Source organism: Bradyrhizobium sp. PSBB068, assembly GCA_016839165.1.
Classification (GTDB): domain Bacteria; phylum Pseudomonadota; class Alphaproteobacteria; order Rhizobiales; family Xanthobacteraceae; genus Bradyrhizobium.
The window spans coordinates 112081-133298 of sequence record CP069300.1; the positions used below are offsets into that span (position 1 = coordinate 112081).

A 21218-nucleotide genomic window follows, 5' to 3' on the forward strand; every position below is an offset into this window, starting at 1 on the left:
TCGTGGTGTCCCTGAAGTTCAGCAAGCACCACCAGGATTGAAATGCTTTCGAGAGTTAGACAAAAACGACCGAGTTTTGAACAGTCGAGACGCCTAACTACTTGAAATCATTGGCTAAGCGTACCGCCCGTGGCAGTGCTTGTATTTTCAACGGAAGTGAAATTGTGGAGTCGTTTCAACGAAGTACGAACCCTATGGTTTGCCCTGTCAATCTTTTGTCAAACGGCCTGCCTTTTCTTCAGTGCATCGTGTGCTGCTGATGCGCTCCAGCGTTGTCAGAGTCTCTGATGCGTTTCGTGGTGGGACCAGTGCTTCGGGACACCTAACTGCTTTGGACGCATCGTCGGGCTTCGTCGTGAGCTGCTGGGCTAAATGTACTGTTGCGTTGCTCCGATAGCGATCTGGATTTTCACAGGTGAAATTGGCTTCGGGGGCATTCGACCGGACACGTCGTGCCGGTGGTGATGTCGATGAGCTGACGCAGCGGCCACGGCGCTTGAAATGCCAATAGACAAAGCGGGCGATAGATTAAGGCCTCAGATGAAATTAAGTTTTCGTAATGCGGCAATTGCCGGCGTCGTCGAGAGCTAAATACCAAGACTCTCCCTACAGCAAATCTCGGGTGCCAAACCTGTCGAGTTCGCAGCAAGCGAATGGAGTTCAGTGAGGACATCACGCCAAACGAGATTGGACGAGTCGCAAGCTACTGATGACACGTTGTCGGTGGCATGATGAGGGCGACGCCGCAACCTACTGCGACCCTCGAGCCGCACAGCTTCGGCCAAATGGGGCTGTGTTTGCTAGCGCTGACGAACAGGACGTAAAAGGGAGACCGCTCAGCCACCCCTTACCGAAGAGTGTCCGCATTTGGCGTGTGTGACGGGGCTATATGCAAGCTTCCACGATCATGCTTTGGCCTGCTCGGCTGAAGTGTGATTGAAGGCAACTGCAAGATTGGACTTAGGTACTTTGGAATTGTCCTCGTGATTGTTCACCCAATCAGTGGACACGAGCGCAGCGAGTATCGTCCGCAAGGACGATTGCATTTGATTCTATGGTTTCAGGCTGAACCATCATGCTGCGGCATTGGCAGCTAATTGATCCGGCCGTCGACGATACGAAATGATCCAGTTAAGGGAGAAATGGAGCTGGGGGTACTTTTGCTTATACTCCTGCTGGTATTGCACCGGTTAAATCGGCTCGAGCACTCTCCACCTGATCGAGCAAATTTTGTAGCTCGCCTTTTAGGTCGTCATGGTCAGGACCATACTCAATCACAGCTATGTTGTACGTTGCCCGCCAATCACGAATCATGAATTCATGCTTGCCCTGTTTTATGAGCGCATAATGAGGCTTACTTTGACGCCCCGATATTCGGACATCCTCAAGCAACAGGAGGATGTCAGGATCCTCTAGGCCGCAGCCGATGAAAACAATCGTGTTCGTTAAAAAGATTGCTCTCAGAACATCATAGAACCTTGGATAGTCTCTTTTCGCCTCGTGATATTGAGCCTTAGTGAAGATCATTTCATCGATTTTGTCGATGGTGCCATGCGCCTTCACGATGAGCCTCGTATCGGATCGAAGCTCATCAGCTAGAATTGCTGCTCTATAATCTATGATTTTAAATGCATCCATTCCACCTGGAGCCGAAAAGCAATACCGTTCATAGATCTTATCAAAATTGGTCGTGATCACTATTCGAGCATCGAGAGCATTGATGATGCGATGTAGTTCGCTGGGCTCAAAGTGAGGGCTATTGAAATGGCTATCTAGGAATGCGTGATAGTCCGCTTGATCGGACAGATCCTTAATCGCTTGAAGCGCTACTAGAAGCTTTCCTTCCGATATCAAAGCGTCTACCGCCGCACGCTTTGTCGGATCTTTCACCAAAGAGCAAGCCGCTGAAAGAAAGGTCTTCCAGTCCGGCGGTCGATTACCAGCCGGATTGCTGGCGGTAGCAGATACGCCAGCACCCAGGAAGAGAACACATCGCCCTTTGGCGATTTCGTTTATCAAGGTTGAGGGCCAGTCGATCATGGGCGCTGAACATCCGCAGCGGCTTGGCTATTCACATTGTTCAGCAAGCGATGACACACGACTTTCATCAGCTGTGCATAGTCAGCTACTTGGCGCACTTGATTCCCAACAACTGCCTTGTGTTGTGTAAGTGCGTGAATTGGCACCCGCTGTGACTGAGCAAGGGGAACCAGACTGTAGAGAAACGGGATGTGTCCCAGTTCTAGATCTTCGAACTTCAAAAAGTCAGGTATAAAGGCGCCGAGGCTTTCTTGCACCGTCTCAGGGATATCTTGAATTATTTCGTCATAAGCCTTTACCGGACGGGCCTTTTCTTTGAATTTTCGTTTGACATACTGCTGAACTGAATATCCGGCCAAACGAAATTTTACACTCGTGTCCACGATTCCAGAAAATTCGCTCAGTATCGTCTCGTTCTTTCGCTTGAGATTAGCGACAGCTCTCTCATAGTCATCCGACCAACTCTTGATCCATGCGGAGATATTCCGGATGCCCAAGAGGCTGAAAATGTCGGACCCGAATGGCGTGACGATGTAATCACAGCTCAACAGAATTGTACGATTTAGGGCGCCGAGCGACGGACCAACATCGAAAACAATGAGGTCATATCGGTCGCCGATTGAATGAAGCAACTGCGACATCCAGTTGCTGATTCTATAGCCCCGGATCGGATCGGCGCCTTGCAGATCGCTCCAAGCTTGACTGAGCCGATCTTCAACAAGGGACATATTGGGATGCCCTGCGATTAGGTCGGTCTTGTAAGCGTTTTCTGATGACCTCACGGGCTCGAATGTCCCTTCGATCGAAGGCTCGCCTCGCTCTAGTGGTTTAAGGTAGTGATAAAGCGTCTTTCGAGCGCTGAAACGATCCCAGTAGATTTCACCCAGCAGATCCTCCTCGAGGACCGACTGAGTTGCATTGCATTGCGGATCACCATCCACTAGCAGCACCCTCTTGCCGAGGTGCATGTTCAGGTAAGAAACGACGTTGCAGGCTAGGGTCGTCTTCCCAACGCCGCCTTTATTATTGAAAAAGACGATTGTCTTGGCGGTCAATGGCGACCTCTATCTCTGATTGTACCAAACGACATCAGACGTGGACGGAAGAATCAAGCTGATAAGTAGCCGTTTTCCATAGGTTTCAAATTGATAAAAAGGATGATATTCCTCGCCTTGGATTGGGCGAGAGGCATTTTGTGCAAATCTTCTTCCGAAAGACTTCCTCGATTGGTAACTCACAAACAGAGAAGCGTCTGTCCAGCGACGTGCAGATAGCTCTGCGCTATGTGAAGAGTTCAAACGAAGATTTCGTTGTGAACGATAGCGCCTGGTACTGGAAAAATCCTGCGGGCAAGGCAAAGCCCTCCGTAACCAACTCGGCAAAGTTTATTACGGGGCGCTTCCAGTCAAAGTTACGGGAGCTCGGTTGGGCCACTGACAAGACGATCCTTGATCAAGAAATCGACGGATACCTTGAGGTCGAAGACGAGTTCGCACTCTACCGCTTGGAAGCGAGCCGCCTTATTGAGCTGTTGCAGGCCTATGAAAAGCTCTCGGGAGCATCAGCGGGTCCAATCGCAACGTCAATCCATCAGAGTTATTGTCTTCGAGCGTCGCCTGGGTTGATCCCGGCGCTCAAGGGTTTGGAACATTTCTTCAGTCGTAGTGATGCCAAGACCACTTTTCGGTGCGGCGTGGAGTTTGAAACGGGGAATATTGCAAGTTCGTTTCGAGCAGCAATGAAGTTGGACTATCTTTTCAAAGAGAAGGCGCTCGATCTCGGCATCTTCATTACTTCGAATGACAAAGCAAATTGCGCTGCCCGCATATGGCCTGTCTCGAATCGCAACGGCAGTTTCCAGGAATTGGACAGGCGCAATTTTAGCGAGGCTGTCACAATCCCATTGTGGGAGATCGGCTTTGCGCCGGATCGGTTCGATGCGAATGCAAAGTACCTCGCCGAGGACGGCTCTCTCTACGAGATGAATGCTACTGGGAAGCAAGAAAGGATCGATTCAGTCCTGTACGATCAATATTCAGACATCAGGGGGCATATCAAACTTAAGCCGGTTGATTAATCCTCAACGTGATCGTCGTTGCGGTGATGTTTGATTTCCGCATCTTCCAGCCGGTCGACAATTACATCACAAAAATCCAACTCGATGCCAAGCCAACGGCGGTGCTTCTTTTCGCAAACTGCGAAGGTAGTTCCACTGCCACCGAAGGGGTCAAGGACGACGTCTCCCGCACGGGTGGATAGCTCCACTACTCGATCTACCAGCCGAGTAGACAGCGCATTGGCTCTCCGGTTCTTTGATTTGAATTTCCAGTGGCGAACAGGGGGGATGTCGGTCCACACGTCTTTTAGGTTTACCCCGTTCGGGTGCATGGCGTGTCGATGCCCCCCGTAGTCTCTGATCTCCTTACCGCAGTGCCGGCATAACTCGATGGGAGTTCTAATTTTTCTGAAGGTCTTGGGCTTGCCCTTGGAAAAATACAGAAGGCTGTAGTGACTTGGATAAAGACGCCCAGGAATTGGGAGAGAGCTTTTGAAGTCCACAGCAATGTCGTGTCGGAAGTCGAGCCCCCGATTCATCAGGTAGGCGCCGATCAATATGTTCCAGCGAGGAATATTGTAGATGAATAAGGACCCGCCTGGCTTGAGGACCCGTACACATTCTTCAATCCAAGCGTAGCACCAATTCAGATACTCTTCGGAGGATCGATTGTCGTTGGAGCGGCTCCCATATTGCTTGTTGAGGTTGAACGGCGGGTCCGCAAATACGGTATCAACGCATTCGTCTCTCAGAAGCGGCAGCACATCGAGGCAGTCTCCCTCGAAAAGGGCACCTAGGTCAGTCTTGTAGACGGGACGAGCACTATTTTTTTTCGCTAGGAAATCAGCAGCATTGAAGCGTGCCTCATGAAAGACGAATCCCTTTTGAACAGCAGTGCTCATTGAATGTAAGTTTCGTTATCCTCTAGGCGTAACCAGTCAGGCACCCGACCAAGAACAGATATAGAACCTGACTGGCTATGCAACTGCCAGATTGGCAATTTCGGTGGAAGACTCTCGAAAGTCTATCCGTGGAATCGACTGGACGTTAGGCAGCCCTACGGGGCGGCACCGGACGAGCCGACTTGCTCGTTTCGCTTAGCTGAGAATCAAGCTCGCCAGCTCGCACCGCCTTGATCAGCGCATCGATCACGGCGGGCAGCTTGTCCAATGAGCCAACGGCAATTGCTGCCTTACCCTTCTCGAACTCGATGCGCTTCGATCCGACCTTCACGGTCATCACGCAGGCACCGCTCTGATCCTGCTGCCACCACTTACTGGTGCGCAGGGGCTTCTCGACCAGCACCTTCTCGCCGCCCTCTTTCTTCTCCCAGCGCTTGATGCGTCGCTGGTATAGGGGATCGGCGAGCAACTTCTTCTGGTCTTCCAAACGGGACACCATGCGTTCCCGCTTCATGATCAGTGGGTCTGAGCTGGGCTTGGGCTGCGGCACGAAAGTAAGGGACTTCAAGATAGGGGACGACATCGTGTGCTCCTGCTTTCGAATTGGACTAAGCAGGAGTCGATCTACAGCCGTCGTTCGCACTGTCGAGCCGGAATGAAGCAGAATCAGCTGAAAAAGGTGAGTTTAAAATCTGCATAAATAACCCTGAGGCACGCCCCTTTGGCGTGCCTGCTTTTAACGGAGTTAGAATATGCAAGAAAATACGATTTCAAACTTTGAGCCCGGCATTTTAGCCGACGACAATGGTCGCACTTGGTTTCCTACCGTAACGAGGTGTCAAAAATCAGAGCCGCCAAAATTTCCGCCTGATGAGGACATCGAGCTTTGGCTGAAACACAATGCGCCGCTTTCATTTCAGCAACTCGCTGATATTCGTTACGCTCTCTATCATCGCTGCACCCGCAACGATTACTTCGTCGCACGGGCGACCGATGACCAATTCAGTCTAATAGGCCGACACAGCACCCTCGAAATCGTCAGCGACAATGCCCGCCAATATTTATTGTGGAGGTTGAGACTACTGGGCCGAAAAAAGAAATGGATCAGCGCTCTTCCTCGAACCAAGAATCCGAGAAGGTGATACCCCGTCCTGTGATCGGCCGAGGGGGCCATCCTCGGCCGATTGCTTTGTGTACCCAAGACGCCCATCTCAAGAAGGCGGGTTGGACCACATCGCTCAGCGTTCCATTTGGAACGTATCTCTTGGTTGGGTCTCGAATTCAAACTCTAGGCCATTCGCTATTCGCCTGAGATCCGGAAAATACAGCGTCACGATTTCGTCTAAACGGACGGGGTCAAATTTGACGCCTAGTTCGGCAAGACGTTCGGACAACCTGTCCCTAGCCGGAGCAGCACTGAGGGCCGACTAGCAGCGGGGGTCAAGAAGCTGACGCCGTGAAGCCTAGATTTCAGCGGGTCTGCGATTTTCTCAAGTCTATTTGCCGCAAAGATGAAACGACATCTGTGCTCGTTTTGCTCGATCAACACTCGCAAAGAAGCTTGAGCGCTCGCCGAAAGATAGTCAGCTTCGTCGATGAAACATATCCGCAAGTCGTCGGTCATGGAAAAGGGAGATCGAGCAAAGCCCTCGACCCGCTCTCGCATGAAATCAATCCCAGTTTGCGACGAACCATTGATCTGCATCACATCAAACGCATCCCACTTCCGCAGAAAGATCCGAGCGGCCGACGTCTTCCCTGTTCCTGGAGGACCATGGAAGATCATATTCATCGGACGTTTCTCCTCGATCATACGTTGAAGCCTTTCACTGGTGGCTGGCGGCAGCGTCAGGTCGCAAAAGCATTGCGGACGAAGGCGCTCCGATAGAAGGCTACGCTCGCTGTTATCTCCACTCATTGACTTTCATCCTCATGCTCGGTTTCGTCAAACTCGGGTGCGCTGACGGTCGCACCGTACTTGTCAGCAGACTCCTTGATCTCCCGATAGAGCTGCGTTTGCTCGCCGTGGCTCAGACTGGACCCGTCAACCTTGATGATGAATTTCGGCTTGTCGGAACCGCTAGCGGTAGCTGTCCGCAAATCAGCGGCCGTTATGCCGACATGCAAAGCGTCGTTTTGGACCAGTTCGTCGAATTCCTGAGGTTGCAATTTTGCAAGCTGGTAAAGGGTCGTCCACGAATCGGGCAGTCGGTCTGCAACCTTCAGCAAACGGTCGCCAGCCTCTGCGATTTTTCTCACTTTCCGATAAGTCGCCGAATTGCGTGGCAACCGAATTCGGTCGAAGAACCGCTGGACCGCTTCAACGGGGAGTTCCTCTTCAGCTTCGAGAACCAGTTGGCATTTTCGAATGTATATGTCTGCGGCGTCCTTGGTGAATTCGTAGTAGCCTTGAATGAAGTAGCTGAGCCTCGCTTCGATATCGGAGTTATCGTGCAGCCCAGGCAAAGCTCCGCCGTCGCCAGAATCGTGATTTCCGGTCATATCTAGTTTCCTGTTTGGGTTAGCTTAGTGCGGTGTAATAGCCTTCAGTTCCCGCAGTCGTCGGGCGAAGCTCCGCCGCTGCCAGAAATGACGTTTCATCTAGTCAATGGATTCTCCAAGAGCTTAGCGAAAGCGCCGTCCCATTAGCGACAACGGCAGGCATCAGACGTCCAGTTTCGTTTCAGTCACTTCAAAGGAACCGTGGCGTTGAGCGACACCTTCATGGCGCCATAGTTGATGAATCCGTTCGTGGTAGCGATAAGCTTGGTTTTCCCAGTCGAAGACGGCCTAGCCAGCTTGCGAGCTTTGGCCGAAATGTCGATCGTGAGGATCAAGAGATCACCTTTGAGTTCACCTATCACGTTCATTCCTGGCCTCTCCACGAAGTCATAGTCTCGTTGTGCGAGCATGTTCGATACTACTATTTTAGATAGAAGTTCCGGGCAGAGCGTTCCTGCGTTTGCTGCGAATGTCTTGGTCCGCTCGGGTTGTTGCCGCTTATGGAGTTGCGGTTTCGCCCACGGACCACCCATCAAACATCTCTCGTGTGACGTGGACCGTGACCGCCTGGCCCTCCTCCTCGAACCTTTCCAGCGTCTCTGCCCAGAAAGCCAAGAATGAGGTCATCGGCTCTGTCAGGAGGCTTTGAAGCGCCTGAGCTTCGCTATCGTCAGCTGACGTGTATGTTGCGGCCTGATTGCGGACCGATAACACCTTATCGAGTGCTTTTCTTATACGGTTGTAACCTCGTTCGGTCGGCTCGGCTGTTTTGCAGTAGTCAACAAAAGTCCTGTAGAATTTGATCCTTGCCTGCTCCGCCTTCGCAAAGAGCTTCATCGCTCGGTGGGAAAACTCCTTGTCCACAATGGGCAGGATTGGCAGACCCAGCTCCCGCAACTCTCGGGCATCGTCAATATTGATCACGTTGTCGGTCATTATCGTGCTCCTCTCGTCGCATATGTTTCCGTTTGCTCAGGTGTTTGATGCCGGCCGATAGCGCACGGCGGAATTGTGTTTCCGTCGCTAACGACCGACTTAGTTAGTTGGTTTAGAAGGCTGAGCTGAGGGACGGGCGGCCGTGCCTCAGCTCAGACTTTGTTGTTTCGCTCGGCTATTCCATAGGCTTCTCCATCGCTCGGGCGTCCTTGCGACGAGAAACCTATCTCGCTTTGAGTGTTTGGCAATCAGACGGCAGTTCTGTAAATCAGCAAAAACGCAACCAGTTGCGATCTAGCTTTTTCGAATCGGTTTTTTGACGCTTTTCAGGATTGCCGCATGGGCGACGCTCCTAGCGCCTTTTGGGAGGCGTCTACAGACCATCTCCGCAATGCAGCTCAAGAAATCGTGATGCCAATTTCTGCCATTAGATCAGCGATTTACACGTTGCCTAAGAAGTTCTGACCAACTATCAGCTTGAGGGGTATAATAAAACCGCAAAACCGTTTTGACCCTCACGAAAGGAAACCCCTCGGCGGGCGGTGATTCCTGGTGTTTGATCTTTCGAGTCCAGCGCTATGTAGGACCCCCAGCTCCATTTCTCCCTTAACTGGATCATTTCGTATCGTCGACGGCCGGATCAATTAGCTGCCAATGCCGCAGCATGATGGTTCAGCCTGAAACCATAGAATCAAATGCAATCGTCCTTGCGGACGATACTCGCTGCGCTCGTGTCCACTGATTGGGTGAACAATCACGAGGACAATTCCAAAGTACCTAAGTCCAATCTTGCAGTTGCCTTCAATCACACTTCAGCCGAGCAGGCCAAAGCATGATCGTGGAAGCTTGCATATAGCCCCGTCACACACGCCAAATGCGGACACTCTTCGGTAAGGGGTGGCTGAGCGGTCTCCCTTTTACGTCCTGTTCGTCAGCGCTAGCAAACACAGCCCCATTTGGCCGAAGCTGTGCGGCTCGAGGGTCGCAGTAGGTTGCGGCGTCGCCCTCATCATGCCACCGACAACGTGTCATCAGTAGCTTGCGACTCGTCCAATCTCGTTTGGCGTGATGTCCTCACTGAACTCCATTCGCTTGCTGCGAACTCGACAGGTTTGGCACCCGAGATTTGCTGTAGGGAGAGTCTTGGTATTTAGCTCTCGACGACGCCGGCAATTGCCGCATTACGAAAACTTAATTTCATCTGAGGCCTTAATCTATCGCCCGCTTTGTCTATTGGCATTTCAAGCGCCGTGGCCGCTGCGTCAGCTCATCGACATCACCACCGGCACGACGTGTCCGGTCGAATGCCCCCGAAGCCAATTTCACCTGTGAAAATCCAGATCGCTATCGGAGCAACGCAACAGTACATTTAGCCCAGCAGCTCACGACGAAGCCCGACGATGCGTCCAAAGCAGTTAGGTGTCCCGAAGCACTGGTCCCACCACGAAACGCATCAGAGACTCTGACAACGCTGGAGCGCATCAGCAGCACACGATGCACTGAAGAAAAGGCAGGCCGTTTGACAAAAGATTGACAGGGCAAACCATAGGGTTCGTACTTCGTTGAAACGACTCCACAATTTCACTTCCGTTGAAAATACAAGCACTGCCACGGCAGGTACGCGTAATCGGCTGCGATCGTCGCGATTGGAGGGTGGGCAAAGCGAAAGCATGTCCACCACGTCTTGCGTTGCTTTCGACGGTGGGCATGCTTCGCTTGGCCCATCCCACGATCTGTCGCTGCACCGGCTAAAGCATGATCCGGAAAAGTGCGAAGCGGTTTTCCGAAGAGATCATGCTCAAACAAAGGTCTAAAGCGCGATGATGATTCAACCAAATCTCATCGCGCTTTAGTGCGCGATGCACTTTAGCCTTTTGCGCATGGTCTCTTCGGAAGACCGCTTCGCACCGACGTCGTTGGAATTGGCCGGACCGACCGATGTTCAGCTGTGTCGCGCCAGCGTCTGCGACGGACGCTCGCCAAAGGCCTCGAAATAATGCCGTGCAAAATGACTTGCATTGGAGTAGCCGCAAGCCAGGGCGGTCCCGATAACCGTGGTCTCCGAAGTGGGTGCCGAAAGCAGCTCGCGCGCCCGTTGCAGGCGGACCAGTCTGGCAAACTGCATGGGCGAGCGGCCGCGAAATTGGCTGAACGAACGAAAAAGCGTCCTCGCTCCAACGCCCGCGACCGCAACGAGTTCTTCGATCGGAACCAAGCGAGACCAATTGGCTTCGATATATTCCTCGGCCTTCCGAACGTGATGAGGCGCCGCAGCGGCAGCCGCGCCCTGCAGAAAGCGACTATGCGAGTGTCGGCCGGCCTCGAGAGCCGCAACGATGACCGCCTGCTCCAGCTCGCGCAACGCAAGCGAAGGAACCTTCGCTGACGACGACCAGTTCACGGTCTCGGCGAGAAACAGTGTCGTCTGCAGCAAGCGCTGCGAGCGCTCGAGTGTCATGTCCAGCGACGGCTCAAAAACGAGCTCGCCGCTTGGCATTCCGCCCATCAAGGCGCTCAACTTGCGTTTGAACGCGTCAGGAGCAATTCGTAGCGCGAGACGTCGGTGGCCGCCGCGCAAGTGAAGTTCAGAGTGTTGCCCCGGCGGGAGGATACATGCGCGCTGCTCGTCGATTTCGGCGAATGCGTCTGCCGTTGCTGTCGTGCCGCTACCACTAATCGCAAACTGCAAACGAAAATGCGCCTCTTCGGGGAAGCTGCACGTGAAGTCGGTCGTTGTCGCCACATACACCAGGCCGAGTTCGTTGAGCGAAACGACACTGGCCCGCACCTCGAATGGGGCTGAAGACACGTGCAACTCTCTGACGCCGAAGACTGCCAGCGCCGACCGTTTGAGCCGATCCATGTCGGTTGCAAGAACTTGAAAGCGATCGAGCAAATGCCTTTGTTGCTGCAACGAAGACAATTCGAACAACGAGCCTCGTAGGGCGGGGGCGGTGTCGGGCTGCAGGACTTGGTCGTTGACCCGGCGAGCCAGCCCGACAAATACCTTTCGGTTTTGCATCATCTGGCACGTGACGCTGATCTCGACCGGATAACTCGAGCCGTCTCGTCTGACCGCGATCTCGCGGAAGGTCATCGCCATTCCTGGCTCTGCATTTCCCCACTTCACCGCGTTCTCGGCAGGGGTCGCTCCGATCGAGATATCGTTGATGGTCATCGCCAGGAGTTCTTCGCGCGAATAGCCGAGATCGATTGACGACTGTTCGTTGATATCGAGAAATCGGCCCTGCGCGTCGTGCACAAAGAAACCGTCGGGTCGATCAAGAATGAGATCGTGACGGTCGTCGTCTTTATTCATCCAAGAGCAGCCCTGCAAATGTTCGTTCGGCAAATGCCGAATACCAAATATTCACGGAACATCCACTGGCGCTGCTCAGACCATTGTCGTCGCCTTCGCTGCGGCTTCGCGTCTATCCAACCAGTCGATCAATATCAAATGAGCCTCCGGCATCTGTTCGGTAAATCAGGACAGCTGTCAAGCCGCATTCGTCCCTCCGCTGGTTCGCGCCGTGTCATCGCGAGAGGGCTGAGCAGAGTTTGAAATGAAGCAGGTCTGACCCGGATCGCGTTCGTCATTGCGAAGCATGATGTCGACGCGCCGCGCTCGTGCATATTCGCCGAAAATTGAGCTTGTGTTGCCGCGACTTAACGAAAATAAATCACGCGGTGCGATCAAGACGCGATCGCGCCAGCGTCTTCCGACGCCGTGAGTTCCGGTTCATGTGAGTGCAACGCTGCGTCCGTGCCGGTGCTTCGGCAGATTTCCAGAGTCGTTCGCGATCGCGCGACGATCACATCGCTTCTCGATGCATGGTGCTCAGGTGATTCGACGCCATGACGCTCGATCGATCAAGCTGGAACCTTTCGTCGTGGCACGAACCGGTCCTTCGTGGCGCTAACGGGCTTGCATGTCGCATCTGTTGGTTGGCGCAGGAGTGGTGCGACGCGCGAGCCTTGGCGCGATCTGGTTCAGTTTGACGCGAACAGGGCAGCAGCTCCGTTAAGCTCTCGGCGGTAGATGAATCTAACTCCGCGAGGCTTGACGCGGTTACGTGGTCACGAAGAAATGGAACCGTACGCGTGCCAGAGAATGTCGTCAGATTCCGCGCGAGGCGGATGCAGCTGTCCGAACCGGCTGATTCGGAGTCGCAGTTGCCCGGTGCCGACTCGATCTATCTTCGGCTCAGTCAATTGCTCGAACGCCAGAGGCAAGAGCTGGGCCGGTTTCGCGCCGGCCTGGATGGTTCCGTCGCACAGGGTGGAATGTCGCTGCAGGAGCAGGATGCGGCATTCGTGAGCCTGCTGATCGTGGCATCCGATATTCAAAGGATCGACAGGACGCTCCGTTCGCTGTCGGCGATCCGCACGTACCGGTGATTGAAACCCGTGGTTTCCGAGAGGCCATCCTAGTCAACATTTCCAACGGCGCGGCGGTCTCGAAGGCCTGAATTTCATCGCGAATCGTTGGCCAATCCAATCAGGAGGACATCAATGTTTGGTCGCAAAGAGCGTGCGGACGCGCAAGCCCTGATCGATGCGCTCGATCGGTCTCAAGCCGTGATCGAGTTCAACGTGGATGGCACGATCATCACGGCGAATCGTAATTTTCTCGACGCCGTCGGCTATTCGCTGGAGGAAATCCGCGGGAAGCATCACAGCATGTTCGTCGACGCGTCAGAGCGGGACACTGTCGAGTATCGCGAATTCTGGGCAGCGCTCGGCCGTGGAGAGTTGCGATCGGCGGAGTTCAGGCGTGTTGCAAAGGGCGGTCGCGAAATATGGATTCAGGCGTCCTACAATCCGATCGTCGACAAGCAGGGCAGGCCGTTCAAGGTGGTCAAGTTCGCGACCGACGTCACGCGGGCGAAGGCCCGCAATCTGGATGCGGCCGGCAAGCTTGCCGCGATCAATCGCACGCAGGCCGTCATCGAATTCGAACTCGATGGCACCATCGTCACGGCCAACGAGAATTTTCTCGGGGCGCTCGGCTACTCGCTCGCCGATATCAGGGGGCAGCATCACCGCATGTTCGTTGCGCCGGACGAGCGCGACGGATCGGCGTATCGAGAGTTCTGGTCACGCTTGACGCGCGGCGAATATCAATCCGGCGAATACAAGCGTATCGGCAACGGAGGCCGCGAAGTCTGGATTCTCGCATCGTACAATCCGATTCTCGATGACCAGGGCAAGCCGATCAAGGTGGTCAAGTTCGCGACCGACATAACCGAACAACGGCTCAAGGCCGCCGATTTCGCCGGGCAGATTTCTGCCATCGGAAAGTCCGAGGCGGTCATCGAGTTCAACATGGATGGCACGGTCATCACGGCCAACGAAAATTTTCTGAATGCATTGGGCTACTCCCTTCACGAGATCCAGGGGAGGCATCACTCGATCTTCGTTGCGCCGGCTGACAGCGGCAGCGAGGACTATCGGGCATTCTGGAAGTCATTGCGGGACGGCTGCTATCAGGCCGGAGAGTATCTCCGGCTCGGGAAGGGCGGTCGCGAGGTCTGGATACAGGCGTCGTACAATCCAATTCTCGATCTGAATGGCAAAGCGTTCAAGGTCGTGAAGTACGCTTCCGACGTCACGGCGCAAGTGATCGCGCGGAGAAAGAGCGAGCATGTCCGCGGGATGATGGAGTCGGTCGCGGCGGGCGCGGAGGAGCTCAACGCATCGGTCCAGGAGATTTCGTCCGCTATGTCCAAGTCGCGGGAAACGACGATGACGGCTGTCGGACATGTCGAGGGGGCGGACAAGCAGGCGCAACGCCTGACCGAAGCGGCTCAATCGATGAGCGGGATCGTGCAGATGATTCACGAGATCACCGGCCAGATCAATCTGCTGGCGCTCAACGCAACGATCGAGTCGGCTCGCGCCGGAGAGGCGGGGCGGGGCTTTGCGGTCGTGGCGGCCGAGGTGAAGAATCTTGCCAATCAGGCAAAGCAGGCGACCGACAAGATCAACCAGGAGATCGAAAGTCTCAATGGAATTTCGAACGATGTGGTCGAGGCGCTGAGAACGATCCGCTCAGCCATCCAGCATGTCAGCGAGTACGTGACGTCAACTGCCGCCGCGGTCGAAGAGCAGAGCGTGGTCACAAAGGAGATGTCGTCGAGTATGCAGCGTGCGGCGTCCGAAGCGGCGGCGCTGGGCTAATCGGCCGAGCCGGTCTGCGGAGGTGTCTGCCGCTGAAAGCGGGCGAGGCTGAGCGGACGCATTGAAGGGGCTCCCGATACGATCGTCGGCTGGTCGGGACCTGCCTGACCTGGAGTGTCTAATCATGGAGAATATCTTGATTTTCCCACGCAAAGCGCCACCGATCGCGGTGAACAGCGGTTCGATGCCAGATGCCGCGGGGCCCGACAATCCCGAGTGCGGCAACCAACGGCGATTGGCGGCGGAGGGCGCAAACGCCGCCGATGCCGGTGGTCAACTGCGGGCCAGATTGACCGGGGTGATTGGCCTCCTGGAGGGCGCGCTGCAGGAAATAAATCCGTTGCTTGAGACGTTGGCAGACGAGGAGCGTCGTCAGGAGCTGGCCTTGAGGATCGCCGTTGCGTGCCTCGAGGTAGAGCGTGCGAAATACAATGTCAGTCGCCTGATTGGTGGCTAGCGATTCTGGCGTGCTGTCAGCTTGGTGCGTGTGCGTCAGCGACAGAGTGGGTGTGATTGTCGTTGTCTTCGTCCGGATTCTATTGAGGCAATTGGCGGGTAGGTGAGGCGAACGACGCGACGCTCGGGGAAAATCGGCGTGGCAGTGAAAATCGCCGAGATCGGTTCGCCTCAACTCACCCATCTGCGGCCAGTTTTGTTGGCGTGAGAGGGGGCTTCAGCGTGTTGGAATCGTCGCAAGTCAGAATGCTGCGTTTGTGCGGTTCTCGGTTTGCCGGCACGCGCAAGGCATGCGTGATGGTCGTAAGGAAGGGGCTATCTGCGGCGGTCGGGCTCCTGTCGGTCGACAGCGGAAAGCCAGGCTTGCTCCGTGCGCAACTCGCGGCGCTCTCGCGATTGGTTCCGTTGCTCTACTTCATCCTTGTTGCAAACGCATGGGTCGTCTCATCCAACTTTATCGGGAAAGCGCCCGATTGGCTGACGCTCGGTGTTGCCTTGTTGCTCAGCGTCGTTTGTTGCGTCAGGCTGGTCGTGTGGTGGCGTAAGCGAGAGCTCGCGCTGACCGACGAGCGAGCGCTTCGTGAGCTGCGACGGACGAACTTGCTGGCCGCCATTCTCGGCTTGGCGTTCGCTGCGTGGGGATTTGCCCTGTTCCCGTATGGTGACGCGTACGAGCAAGCCTTTGTCGGCCTGTTCGAGACCATCGTGATGCTCAGCAGCATGGTGTGCCTGATTCATTCGCGTTCGGCGGCAGTGACTGTCGCGCTCACCGTCAGCCTTCCCTTCGTGGTGTTCTTTGCGTCGACTGGGGTTCCCGTTTTCGTCAGCATGGCAGTCAATTTCACGCTGGTGACGGTCGCTATCGTTATTGTCATATCGATTCAATATCGTGACTTTACCCGGATGGTCGAAGCGCAGGCGCGGGCGGAGTTGCTCGGCAACGAGAATTTGCGCCTCGCGAATCTAGACAGTCTCACCGATCTGCCGAACCGGCGGGCATTTTTCAGTCGCATTGGGGACGTGCTGCAGGACGCTTCGTCGGATCAATCGCGTGTCGCCCTTGCAATTATCGACCTGGATGGATTCAAGCCGGTCAATGACCTTTATGGTCACGCGGTCGGCGATCGGTTGCTGATCGAGGTTGCCAGGCGGCTTTCCGATCAATGTGCGTCCGACCGGGATGTATTCTTGGCGCGCCTCGGCGGAGATGAATTTGCGTATGTCGTCGCCAACGCGCCGAAGGACGAAGCGCTTGTCGCACAAGCAGACCAGCTTGCGCAATCGCTGCGATTGCCTTTCGTTCTGCCCGAAGCAACCGTGAAGATCTCCGGATCGATAGGGATCGGAGTTTATCCGGAGATGGCATCCTCCGTAGAGCAGTTGTTCGAGCGTGCCGACTACGCTCTTTATCATGGCAAGGGCGCCAAACGTGGTGAAGCGGTGCTGTTTTCCTCGAGCCATGAAGCGCAGATCAATCGTGACGCCCGCATTGAGCAAGCCCTGAAGCTGGCTGACTTTGATGAGGAGCTGACAGTCCTGTTTCAACCCATCGTCGACATTCGATCGCAAGCGACGGTTGGCTTTGAAGCGCTGGCGCGCTGGACCAGCCCGATCCTCGGCAAAATTCCCCCGGCGCAGTTCATCCCGGTCGCCGAGCGGGCAGGCATCATCGACTTGTTGACCAAGCCGCTGCTTCGGAAGGCGTTGGCGGCGGCGGCCCGCTGGTCGAGCGATATCCGGCTCTCATTCAATCTTTCAGCCCATGACCTCAATTCGTCCCGGAACACGTTGGCCATCGTCAGCATCATTCGCAACAGCGGGTTTCCGCCGAACAGGATCGACCTCGAAATCACCGAGACCGCGTTCACGCATGACTTCGAGGAGGTCCGCAACTCGGTTGAGTTGCTGCGGCTGCTTGGCTGCGGAATCTCGCTCGATGACTTTGGAACCGGATATTCGAGCCTGTCTCGCCTGCATGCGCTCCCGCTGACAAAGATCAAGATCGACCGAAGTTTCGTCACCAATCTGAACGAGAATCCCGCGAGCTACAAAATCGTCAAATCGCTGTTGGCGCTCAGCCGCGACATGGGTCTCGATTGCGTCATCGAAGGTGTGGAGACTCAGCAGGAACTGGACGTGTTGAAAGAGCTCGGGCGCCTCACGGTGCAGGGCTATTTCTATTCACCGCCGATCGCCGAGGCCGATGTCTTGGGATTTCTTCGGCGCAATGTCAGTGTCGACCCGTCCAGGCAAGCCGAAGGGGTTTAGCGCGGCCGATCGAACACTGAGCGTGCTTCGAAGGAAGCGCGCTCAGATGCCGGATCAGGCTAGGGGCTGCTCCAGATCGTCGGCAGCTCTCAGCCCGCGTACGCCCTGTCGAGGTCGGCGATCACGATCTTCTGCATCTTCAGCATCGCCTGCATGACGCGGTCCGCGGCCTTCCGATCGGGGTCGCCGAGGTAGCGGCTCAGCGCGGTCGGGATCACCTGCCAGGACAGGCCGAAGCGGTCCTTGAGCCAGCCGCAGCGCGATTCCTGGCCGCCGTCGGTGAGCTTCTCCCAGAAGTAATCCACCTGCTGCTGGGTCTCGACGCTGAGGAAGAACGACACCGCCTCGTTGAACTTGTACTGCGGCCCGCCATTGAGCGCGTAGAACCGCTGCCCCTCGAGTTCGAAGCTCGCCATGAAGTCGCTGACGGTCTCGATCTCGGCGTTCGGGAACACCGATTTGTAGAAGGCGACGGCATCGCGGACGTTGTTGTCGAGCCAGAGGAACGGTGTGATCGAAGGCATGACGGGATGTCCTCGCTAGTTTGTCGATCGGGTGGACCTAAAGCGCCCAGGCGCGAAGGCTGCGCCACCGGCGCGCCCAGAGGACGCACCGGTCAGCCATATCCCGACATTTCCCTGCCGTTTTTTTCGATGATTTCGATCGTGGCGGCGCCCGGCCGGCGCGGCCTTAGTTGGCGCTGCCGATCAGGCTTTCCAGCAGGCGCTTGAGCTCGGTGGTCGACTTGTCACCATAGCTCTCGACGATGTGCGCCTCCTGGCTCACCGCCAGCGAGTTCAGACGCCGGCACAGCGCCTTGCCGCGGTCGGAGACGAACATCAAGACCTTGCGGCGATCCTTCGGGTCCTGCACGCGGTAGACCAGCGCGTCCGACACCATGCGGTCGATCATCTTGGTCAGCGTCGGATGGTTGAGCAGCACGGCGTCCGCAAGCTCGCCCATCGAGTGGCCGTTGCCGTCGGACAGCACTTTGAGGATGCGCCACTGCTCGACCGGCACGCCTTCCTTAGCCAGCCGCGTCTCCAACTGCCGGTTGATCTCCCGGTTGGCTTGCGCGAGCAGGTAGGTGAGGTGTTCGGTGATCGGGGAGTTTTCTTTCGGCGGTTTAGCCACGGCGTGAGACCTGGTTCCTGACCCGGTGAATGAATGTCCGGCAACGCATGCCGTTTCTATATGCACTTCAATTGTTGAATATTCAATATTTTCCCCTAGGATATTCCCCCAACCAAGGGGCGGATGCCGTGACCGCCCGCTGGCTGCGTTGCGTATTGCTTCCCAGACAGGAGTTGGCGTGCTCTCGACGGTCTCTTACCAGGCGTATGGCGGCTTGCCCGTCGCGCCGCCGCACCTGTTTCGAAGCCCGTCGTCCTGCGCGGCCGATCTCGCTTTGACCGTCAAGCCGGGCTCCTCGCGCCGCGGTGGTACCGACAGCAAGCTTCGGATCGGCAATTTCATCACCTTCTCCGGCGCCCCGGGAATCTGGGGGCCGATCTCCGCCAACAGCGTCATGCTCGCGGTCGCCGAGATCAACCGGCGCGGCGGCATCCGCGGCCGCGAGGTCGAATTGTCGATGTACGACGCCGGCGGGCCCATCGACGAGGTCGTGCGCCGCGCCGAGCGGGCGATCGCCTATGACGAGATCGACGTCATCATGGGCTCGCATATCTCCGCGGTGCGCCTCGCGCTGCGCAAGGTCACGGCCGGCCGCATCCCCTATGTTTACACGCCGGTCTATGAGGGCGGCGAGCGGACCCCCGGCGTGATGGCGATCGGCGAGACGCCGCGGGCCGAAAGCCGGCCGGCGATCCACTGGCTCACCGAGGTGAAGAAGGCGCGGCGCTGGTACCTGATCGGCAGCGACTATGTCTGGCCCTGGCAATCGCATCGCGCGGTGAAGCGCTACATCAAGGAGGCCGGCGGCCAGGTGGTCGGCGAGGAGTTCGTTCCGCTCGGCGAGGACGATCACGAGCCGCATCTGGCGCGGATCCGCGCCGCCAAGCCCGATGTCGTGTTGATCACCCTGATCGGGACCGACAGCATCACCTTCAACCGCGCCTTCGCCGAGGCGGGCCTCGCCGCCACCACGCTGCGCTATGCGGGCGCGATGGACGAGACGGTGCTGCTCGGCATCGGGCCGGACGCGACGGAGAACCTGTTCTGCGCCTCCGGCTATTTCGGCTGCGTCGACTCGCGCGCCAATGACGAATTCCAGACCAGCTACCGCGCGATGTTCGGGGCGCACGCGCCGCCGATCGGCTCGGTCGGGCAGTCGAACTACGAGGGGATGCGCTTCCTCGAAGCGGCGGCCAACCGGGCCCGTTCGCTGTCGACAGGGCCGCTGTCGTCAGCGGCGCGCAACCTCGTCTACAGCGGTGCGCGCGGCACCGTCACCATTCGTGACGGCCGTGCCGAAATGCCGATCTATCTTGCCGAAGCCGACGGTCTCGACTTCAATGTGATCAAGACGATCTAGCTTGGCACCGTCGTCCGCGAGGCCGACGCCGCGCTTGTCCCAGGGTGCGGTGCCAGACAGGAGCAGGTGTGCATTCGACGCTCAACGTCACCGCAAGAAACCTCCCGTTCCCGCCGTCCCTGTTGTTCAGGAATCTGGCGTCGGCGGCGTCGGATCGCGCGCTTGCGCCGATGGATCGCAGCGGGTTCGGTCCGCGCGGCGCGCGCAACCGGCTGCGGGTCGCGGGCTTCGTCTGCTGCTCCGGTTCGCCGGGGATGTGGGGGCCGGCCACGACCTCGACCGCACAGCTCGCAGTTAGCGAGATCAACCGGCGCGGCGGCATCCTCGGCCGCGAGATCGAGTTCCAGGTCTACGACGCCGGCGGACCGCTCGACGAAGTCCTGGACCGCGCCGAGCAGGCGATCGCGTCCGACGACGTCGATCTCATCATGGGCATGCACACCAGCGCGGTGCGCCTCGCACTGCGTAACCTCATCACCCGCAGCAAGATCCCCTACATCTACACGCCGGTCTATGAGGGCGGCGAACGGACGCCGGGCGTGATTGCGATCGGCGAGACGCCGCGCTGGCAGAGCCGGCCGTCGATCCATTGGCTCGCCGAGACCAAGCGCGCCGCGCGCTGGTACCTGATCGGCAGCGATTATGTCTGGCCGTGGCAATCGCACCGCGCGGTGAAGCGCTACATCAAGGAGACCGGCGGCACGGTGGTCGGCGAGGAGTTCGTGCCGGTCGGCGAGGACGATCACGCGGCGCAGCTGGAGCGGATCCGTGCGGCGAAGCCCGATGTCGTGCTGATCTCGCTGATCGGCACCGACAGCGTGACCTTCAACCGCGCCTTCGCCGAGGCCGGGCTCGCCCGCACCATTCTGCGCTATGCCAGCTGCGTCGACGAAACGTCGCTGCTCGGCATCGGCGCCGACAAGACCGAGAACCTGTTCTGCGCCTCCGGCTATTTTCCCTCGGTCGGCTCGCACGCCGGCGACGATTTCAGGGACCGCCATCGGGCGATGTTCGGGCCGTTCGCGCCGCCGATCGGGTCGTGCGGCGAGTCCGCCTATGAAGGCTTCTGCCTGCTCGAGGCCGCCGCCAACCGCGCCGGCACGCTGGACATCCGGCCACTGCTCGCGGCGACCGACAATCTGGTCTATCGCAGTCCGCGCGGTTCGATCACGGTGCGCAATGGCCATGCCAGGATGCCGATGTATCTTGCCGAAGCCGACGGCCTCGACTTCAGGGTGATCAAGGCGATCTGAGTGGCGGTGCAACACCCTCGGGCAAGCGTTTCGCGAAATAATACTTGAAAAGGAAAATATTTCCGTTTTCAATACAGCGACGGGGTGAGCGGTTCGCGCGGGTCAGCGCGCAGCCCAGCCCCGTGCCGAGG

The 21218-nt window shown here is 56.9% G+C and carries 19 protein-coding genes; 8 read left to right on the forward strand and 11 right to left on the reverse strand.

What is annotated here, in order from left to right:
• Positions 1–1164: 1164 nt before the first annotated feature.
• Positions 1165–2040, reverse strand: coding sequence for an SIR2 family protein (locus JQ507_00540; protein QRI70071.1), 876 nt, complete (start codon positions 2038–2040; stop codon positions 1165–1167).
• Positions 2037–3095, reverse strand: a complete 1059-nt coding sequence (locus JQ507_00545; protein QRI70072.1) for an AAA family ATPase — start codon at positions 3093–3095, stop codon at positions 2037–2039. The genes JQ507_00540 and JQ507_00545 overlap by 4 nt, the downstream gene beginning before the upstream one ends.
• 140 nt (positions 3096–3235) lie before the next feature.
• Between JQ507_00545 and JQ507_00550 the strand changes: the two genes are divergently transcribed.
• Positions 3236–4117, forward strand: coding sequence for a hypothetical protein (locus JQ507_00550; protein QRI70073.1), 882 nt, complete (start codon positions 3236–3238; stop codon positions 4115–4117).
• Here JQ507_00550 and JQ507_00555 read toward each other — a convergent pair.
• Positions 4114–4998 (reverse strand): site-specific DNA-methyltransferase, encoded by an 885-nt coding sequence (locus tag JQ507_00555; GenBank protein QRI70074.1) that lies wholly within the window; start codon positions 4996–4998, stop codon positions 4114–4116. The genes JQ507_00550 and JQ507_00555 overlap by 4 nt on opposite strands.
• A 145-nt stretch (positions 4999–5143) precedes the next feature.
• On the reverse strand, positions 5144–5581 hold the full coding sequence (locus tag JQ507_00560) for a hypothetical protein (GenBank protein ID QRI70075.1): 438 nt from the start codon (positions 5579–5581) through the stop codon (positions 5144–5146).
• Between the two features lie 169 nt (positions 5582–5750).
• Here JQ507_00560 and JQ507_00565 point away from each other — a divergent pair, with 169 nt between their 5' ends.
• The gene (locus tag JQ507_00565) at positions 5751–6140 is read left to right on the forward strand and encodes a hypothetical protein (protein ID QRI70076.1); all 390 of its coding nucleotides are present in this window, start codon (positions 5751–5753) and stop codon (positions 6138–6140) included.
• 227 nt (positions 6141–6367) lie between these two features.
• On the opposite strand, the gene JQ507_00570 is transcribed toward JQ507_00565, so the two are convergent.
• The 5 genes from JQ507_00570 to JQ507_00590 form a co-directional block, all read right to left on the reverse strand.
• Positions 6368–6916, reverse strand: coding sequence for an AAA family ATPase (locus tag JQ507_00570; protein QRI70077.1), 549 nt, complete (start codon positions 6914–6916; stop codon positions 6368–6370).
• Positions 6913–7500: a hypothetical protein gene (locus tag JQ507_00575; protein ID QRI70078.1), complete on the reverse strand. Its 588-nt coding sequence runs from the start codon at positions 7498–7500 to the stop codon at positions 6913–6915. Before JQ507_00575 ends, JQ507_00570 begins: the two co-directional genes overlap by 4 nt.
• A gap of 185 nt (positions 7501–7685) precedes the next feature.
• Complete coding sequence (locus tag JQ507_00580; GenBank protein QRI70079.1) at positions 7686–7868, reverse strand: hypothetical protein; 183 nt, start codon at positions 7866–7868, stop codon at positions 7686–7688.
• A 130-nt stretch (positions 7869–7998) separates the two neighbouring features.
• Entirely contained in the window at positions 7999–8436 is a 438-nt protein-coding gene (locus tag JQ507_00585; GenBank protein QRI70080.1) for a hypothetical protein, read from the reverse strand.
• A gap of 1942 nt (positions 8437–10378) precedes the next feature.
• Positions 10379–11755: a helix-turn-helix domain-containing protein gene (locus JQ507_00590; GenBank protein ID QRI70081.1), complete on the reverse strand. Its 1377-nt coding sequence runs from the start codon at positions 11753–11755 to the stop codon at positions 10379–10381.
• An 818-nt stretch (positions 11756–12573) separates the two neighbouring features.
• Here JQ507_00590 and JQ507_00595 point away from each other — a divergent pair.
• The 4 genes from JQ507_00595 to JQ507_00610 all read left to right on the forward strand — a co-directional run bounded on the left by JQ507_00595 (position 12574) and on the right by JQ507_00610 (position 17340).
• Entirely contained in the window at positions 12574–12834 is a 261-nt protein-coding gene (locus JQ507_00595) for a hypothetical protein (GenBank protein QRI70082.1), read from the forward strand.
• 114 nt (positions 12835–12948) lie between these two features.
• On the forward strand, positions 12949–14616 hold the full coding sequence (locus JQ507_00600; protein ID QRI73124.1) for a PAS domain-containing methyl-accepting chemotaxis protein: 1668 nt from the start codon (positions 12949–12951) through the stop codon (positions 14614–14616).
• A gap of 124 nt (positions 14617–14740) precedes the next feature.
• Positions 14741–15073 carry a hypothetical protein gene (locus JQ507_00605; GenBank protein ID QRI70083.1) on the forward strand — a complete coding sequence of 111 codons (333 nt, stop codon included), beginning with the start codon at positions 14741–14743 and terminating at the stop codon, positions 15071–15073.
• Between the two features lie 296 nt (positions 15074–15369).
• On the forward strand, positions 15370–17340 hold the full coding sequence (locus tag JQ507_00610; protein ID QRI73125.1) for an EAL domain-containing protein: 1971 nt from the start codon (positions 15370–15372) through the stop codon (positions 17338–17340).
• 89 nt (positions 17341–17429) lie between these two features.
• Here the strand turns inward: JQ507_00610 and JQ507_00615 are convergent, their stop codons facing one another.
• The gene (locus JQ507_00615; protein QRI70084.1) at positions 17430–17864 is read right to left on the reverse strand and encodes a VOC family protein; all 435 of its coding nucleotides are present in this window, start codon (positions 17862–17864) and stop codon (positions 17430–17432) included.
• A gap of 166 nt (positions 17865–18030) precedes the next feature.
• The gene (locus JQ507_00620) at positions 18031–18474 is read right to left on the reverse strand and encodes a MarR family transcriptional regulator (protein QRI70085.1); all 444 of its coding nucleotides are present in this window, start codon (positions 18472–18474) and stop codon (positions 18031–18033) included.
• Between the two features lie 178 nt (positions 18475–18652).
• Between JQ507_00620 and JQ507_00625 the strand changes: the two genes are divergently transcribed.
• Positions 18653–19834 (forward strand): substrate-binding domain-containing protein, encoded by a 1182-nt coding sequence (locus JQ507_00625; GenBank protein QRI70086.1) that lies wholly within the window; start codon positions 18653–18655, stop codon positions 19832–19834.
• Between the two features lie 68 nt (positions 19835–19902).
• Positions 19903–21087, forward strand: coding sequence for a substrate-binding domain-containing protein (locus JQ507_00630; protein QRI70087.1), 1185 nt, complete (start codon positions 19903–19905; stop codon positions 21085–21087).
• The last annotated feature ends 131 nt before the right edge of the window (positions 21088–21218 follow it).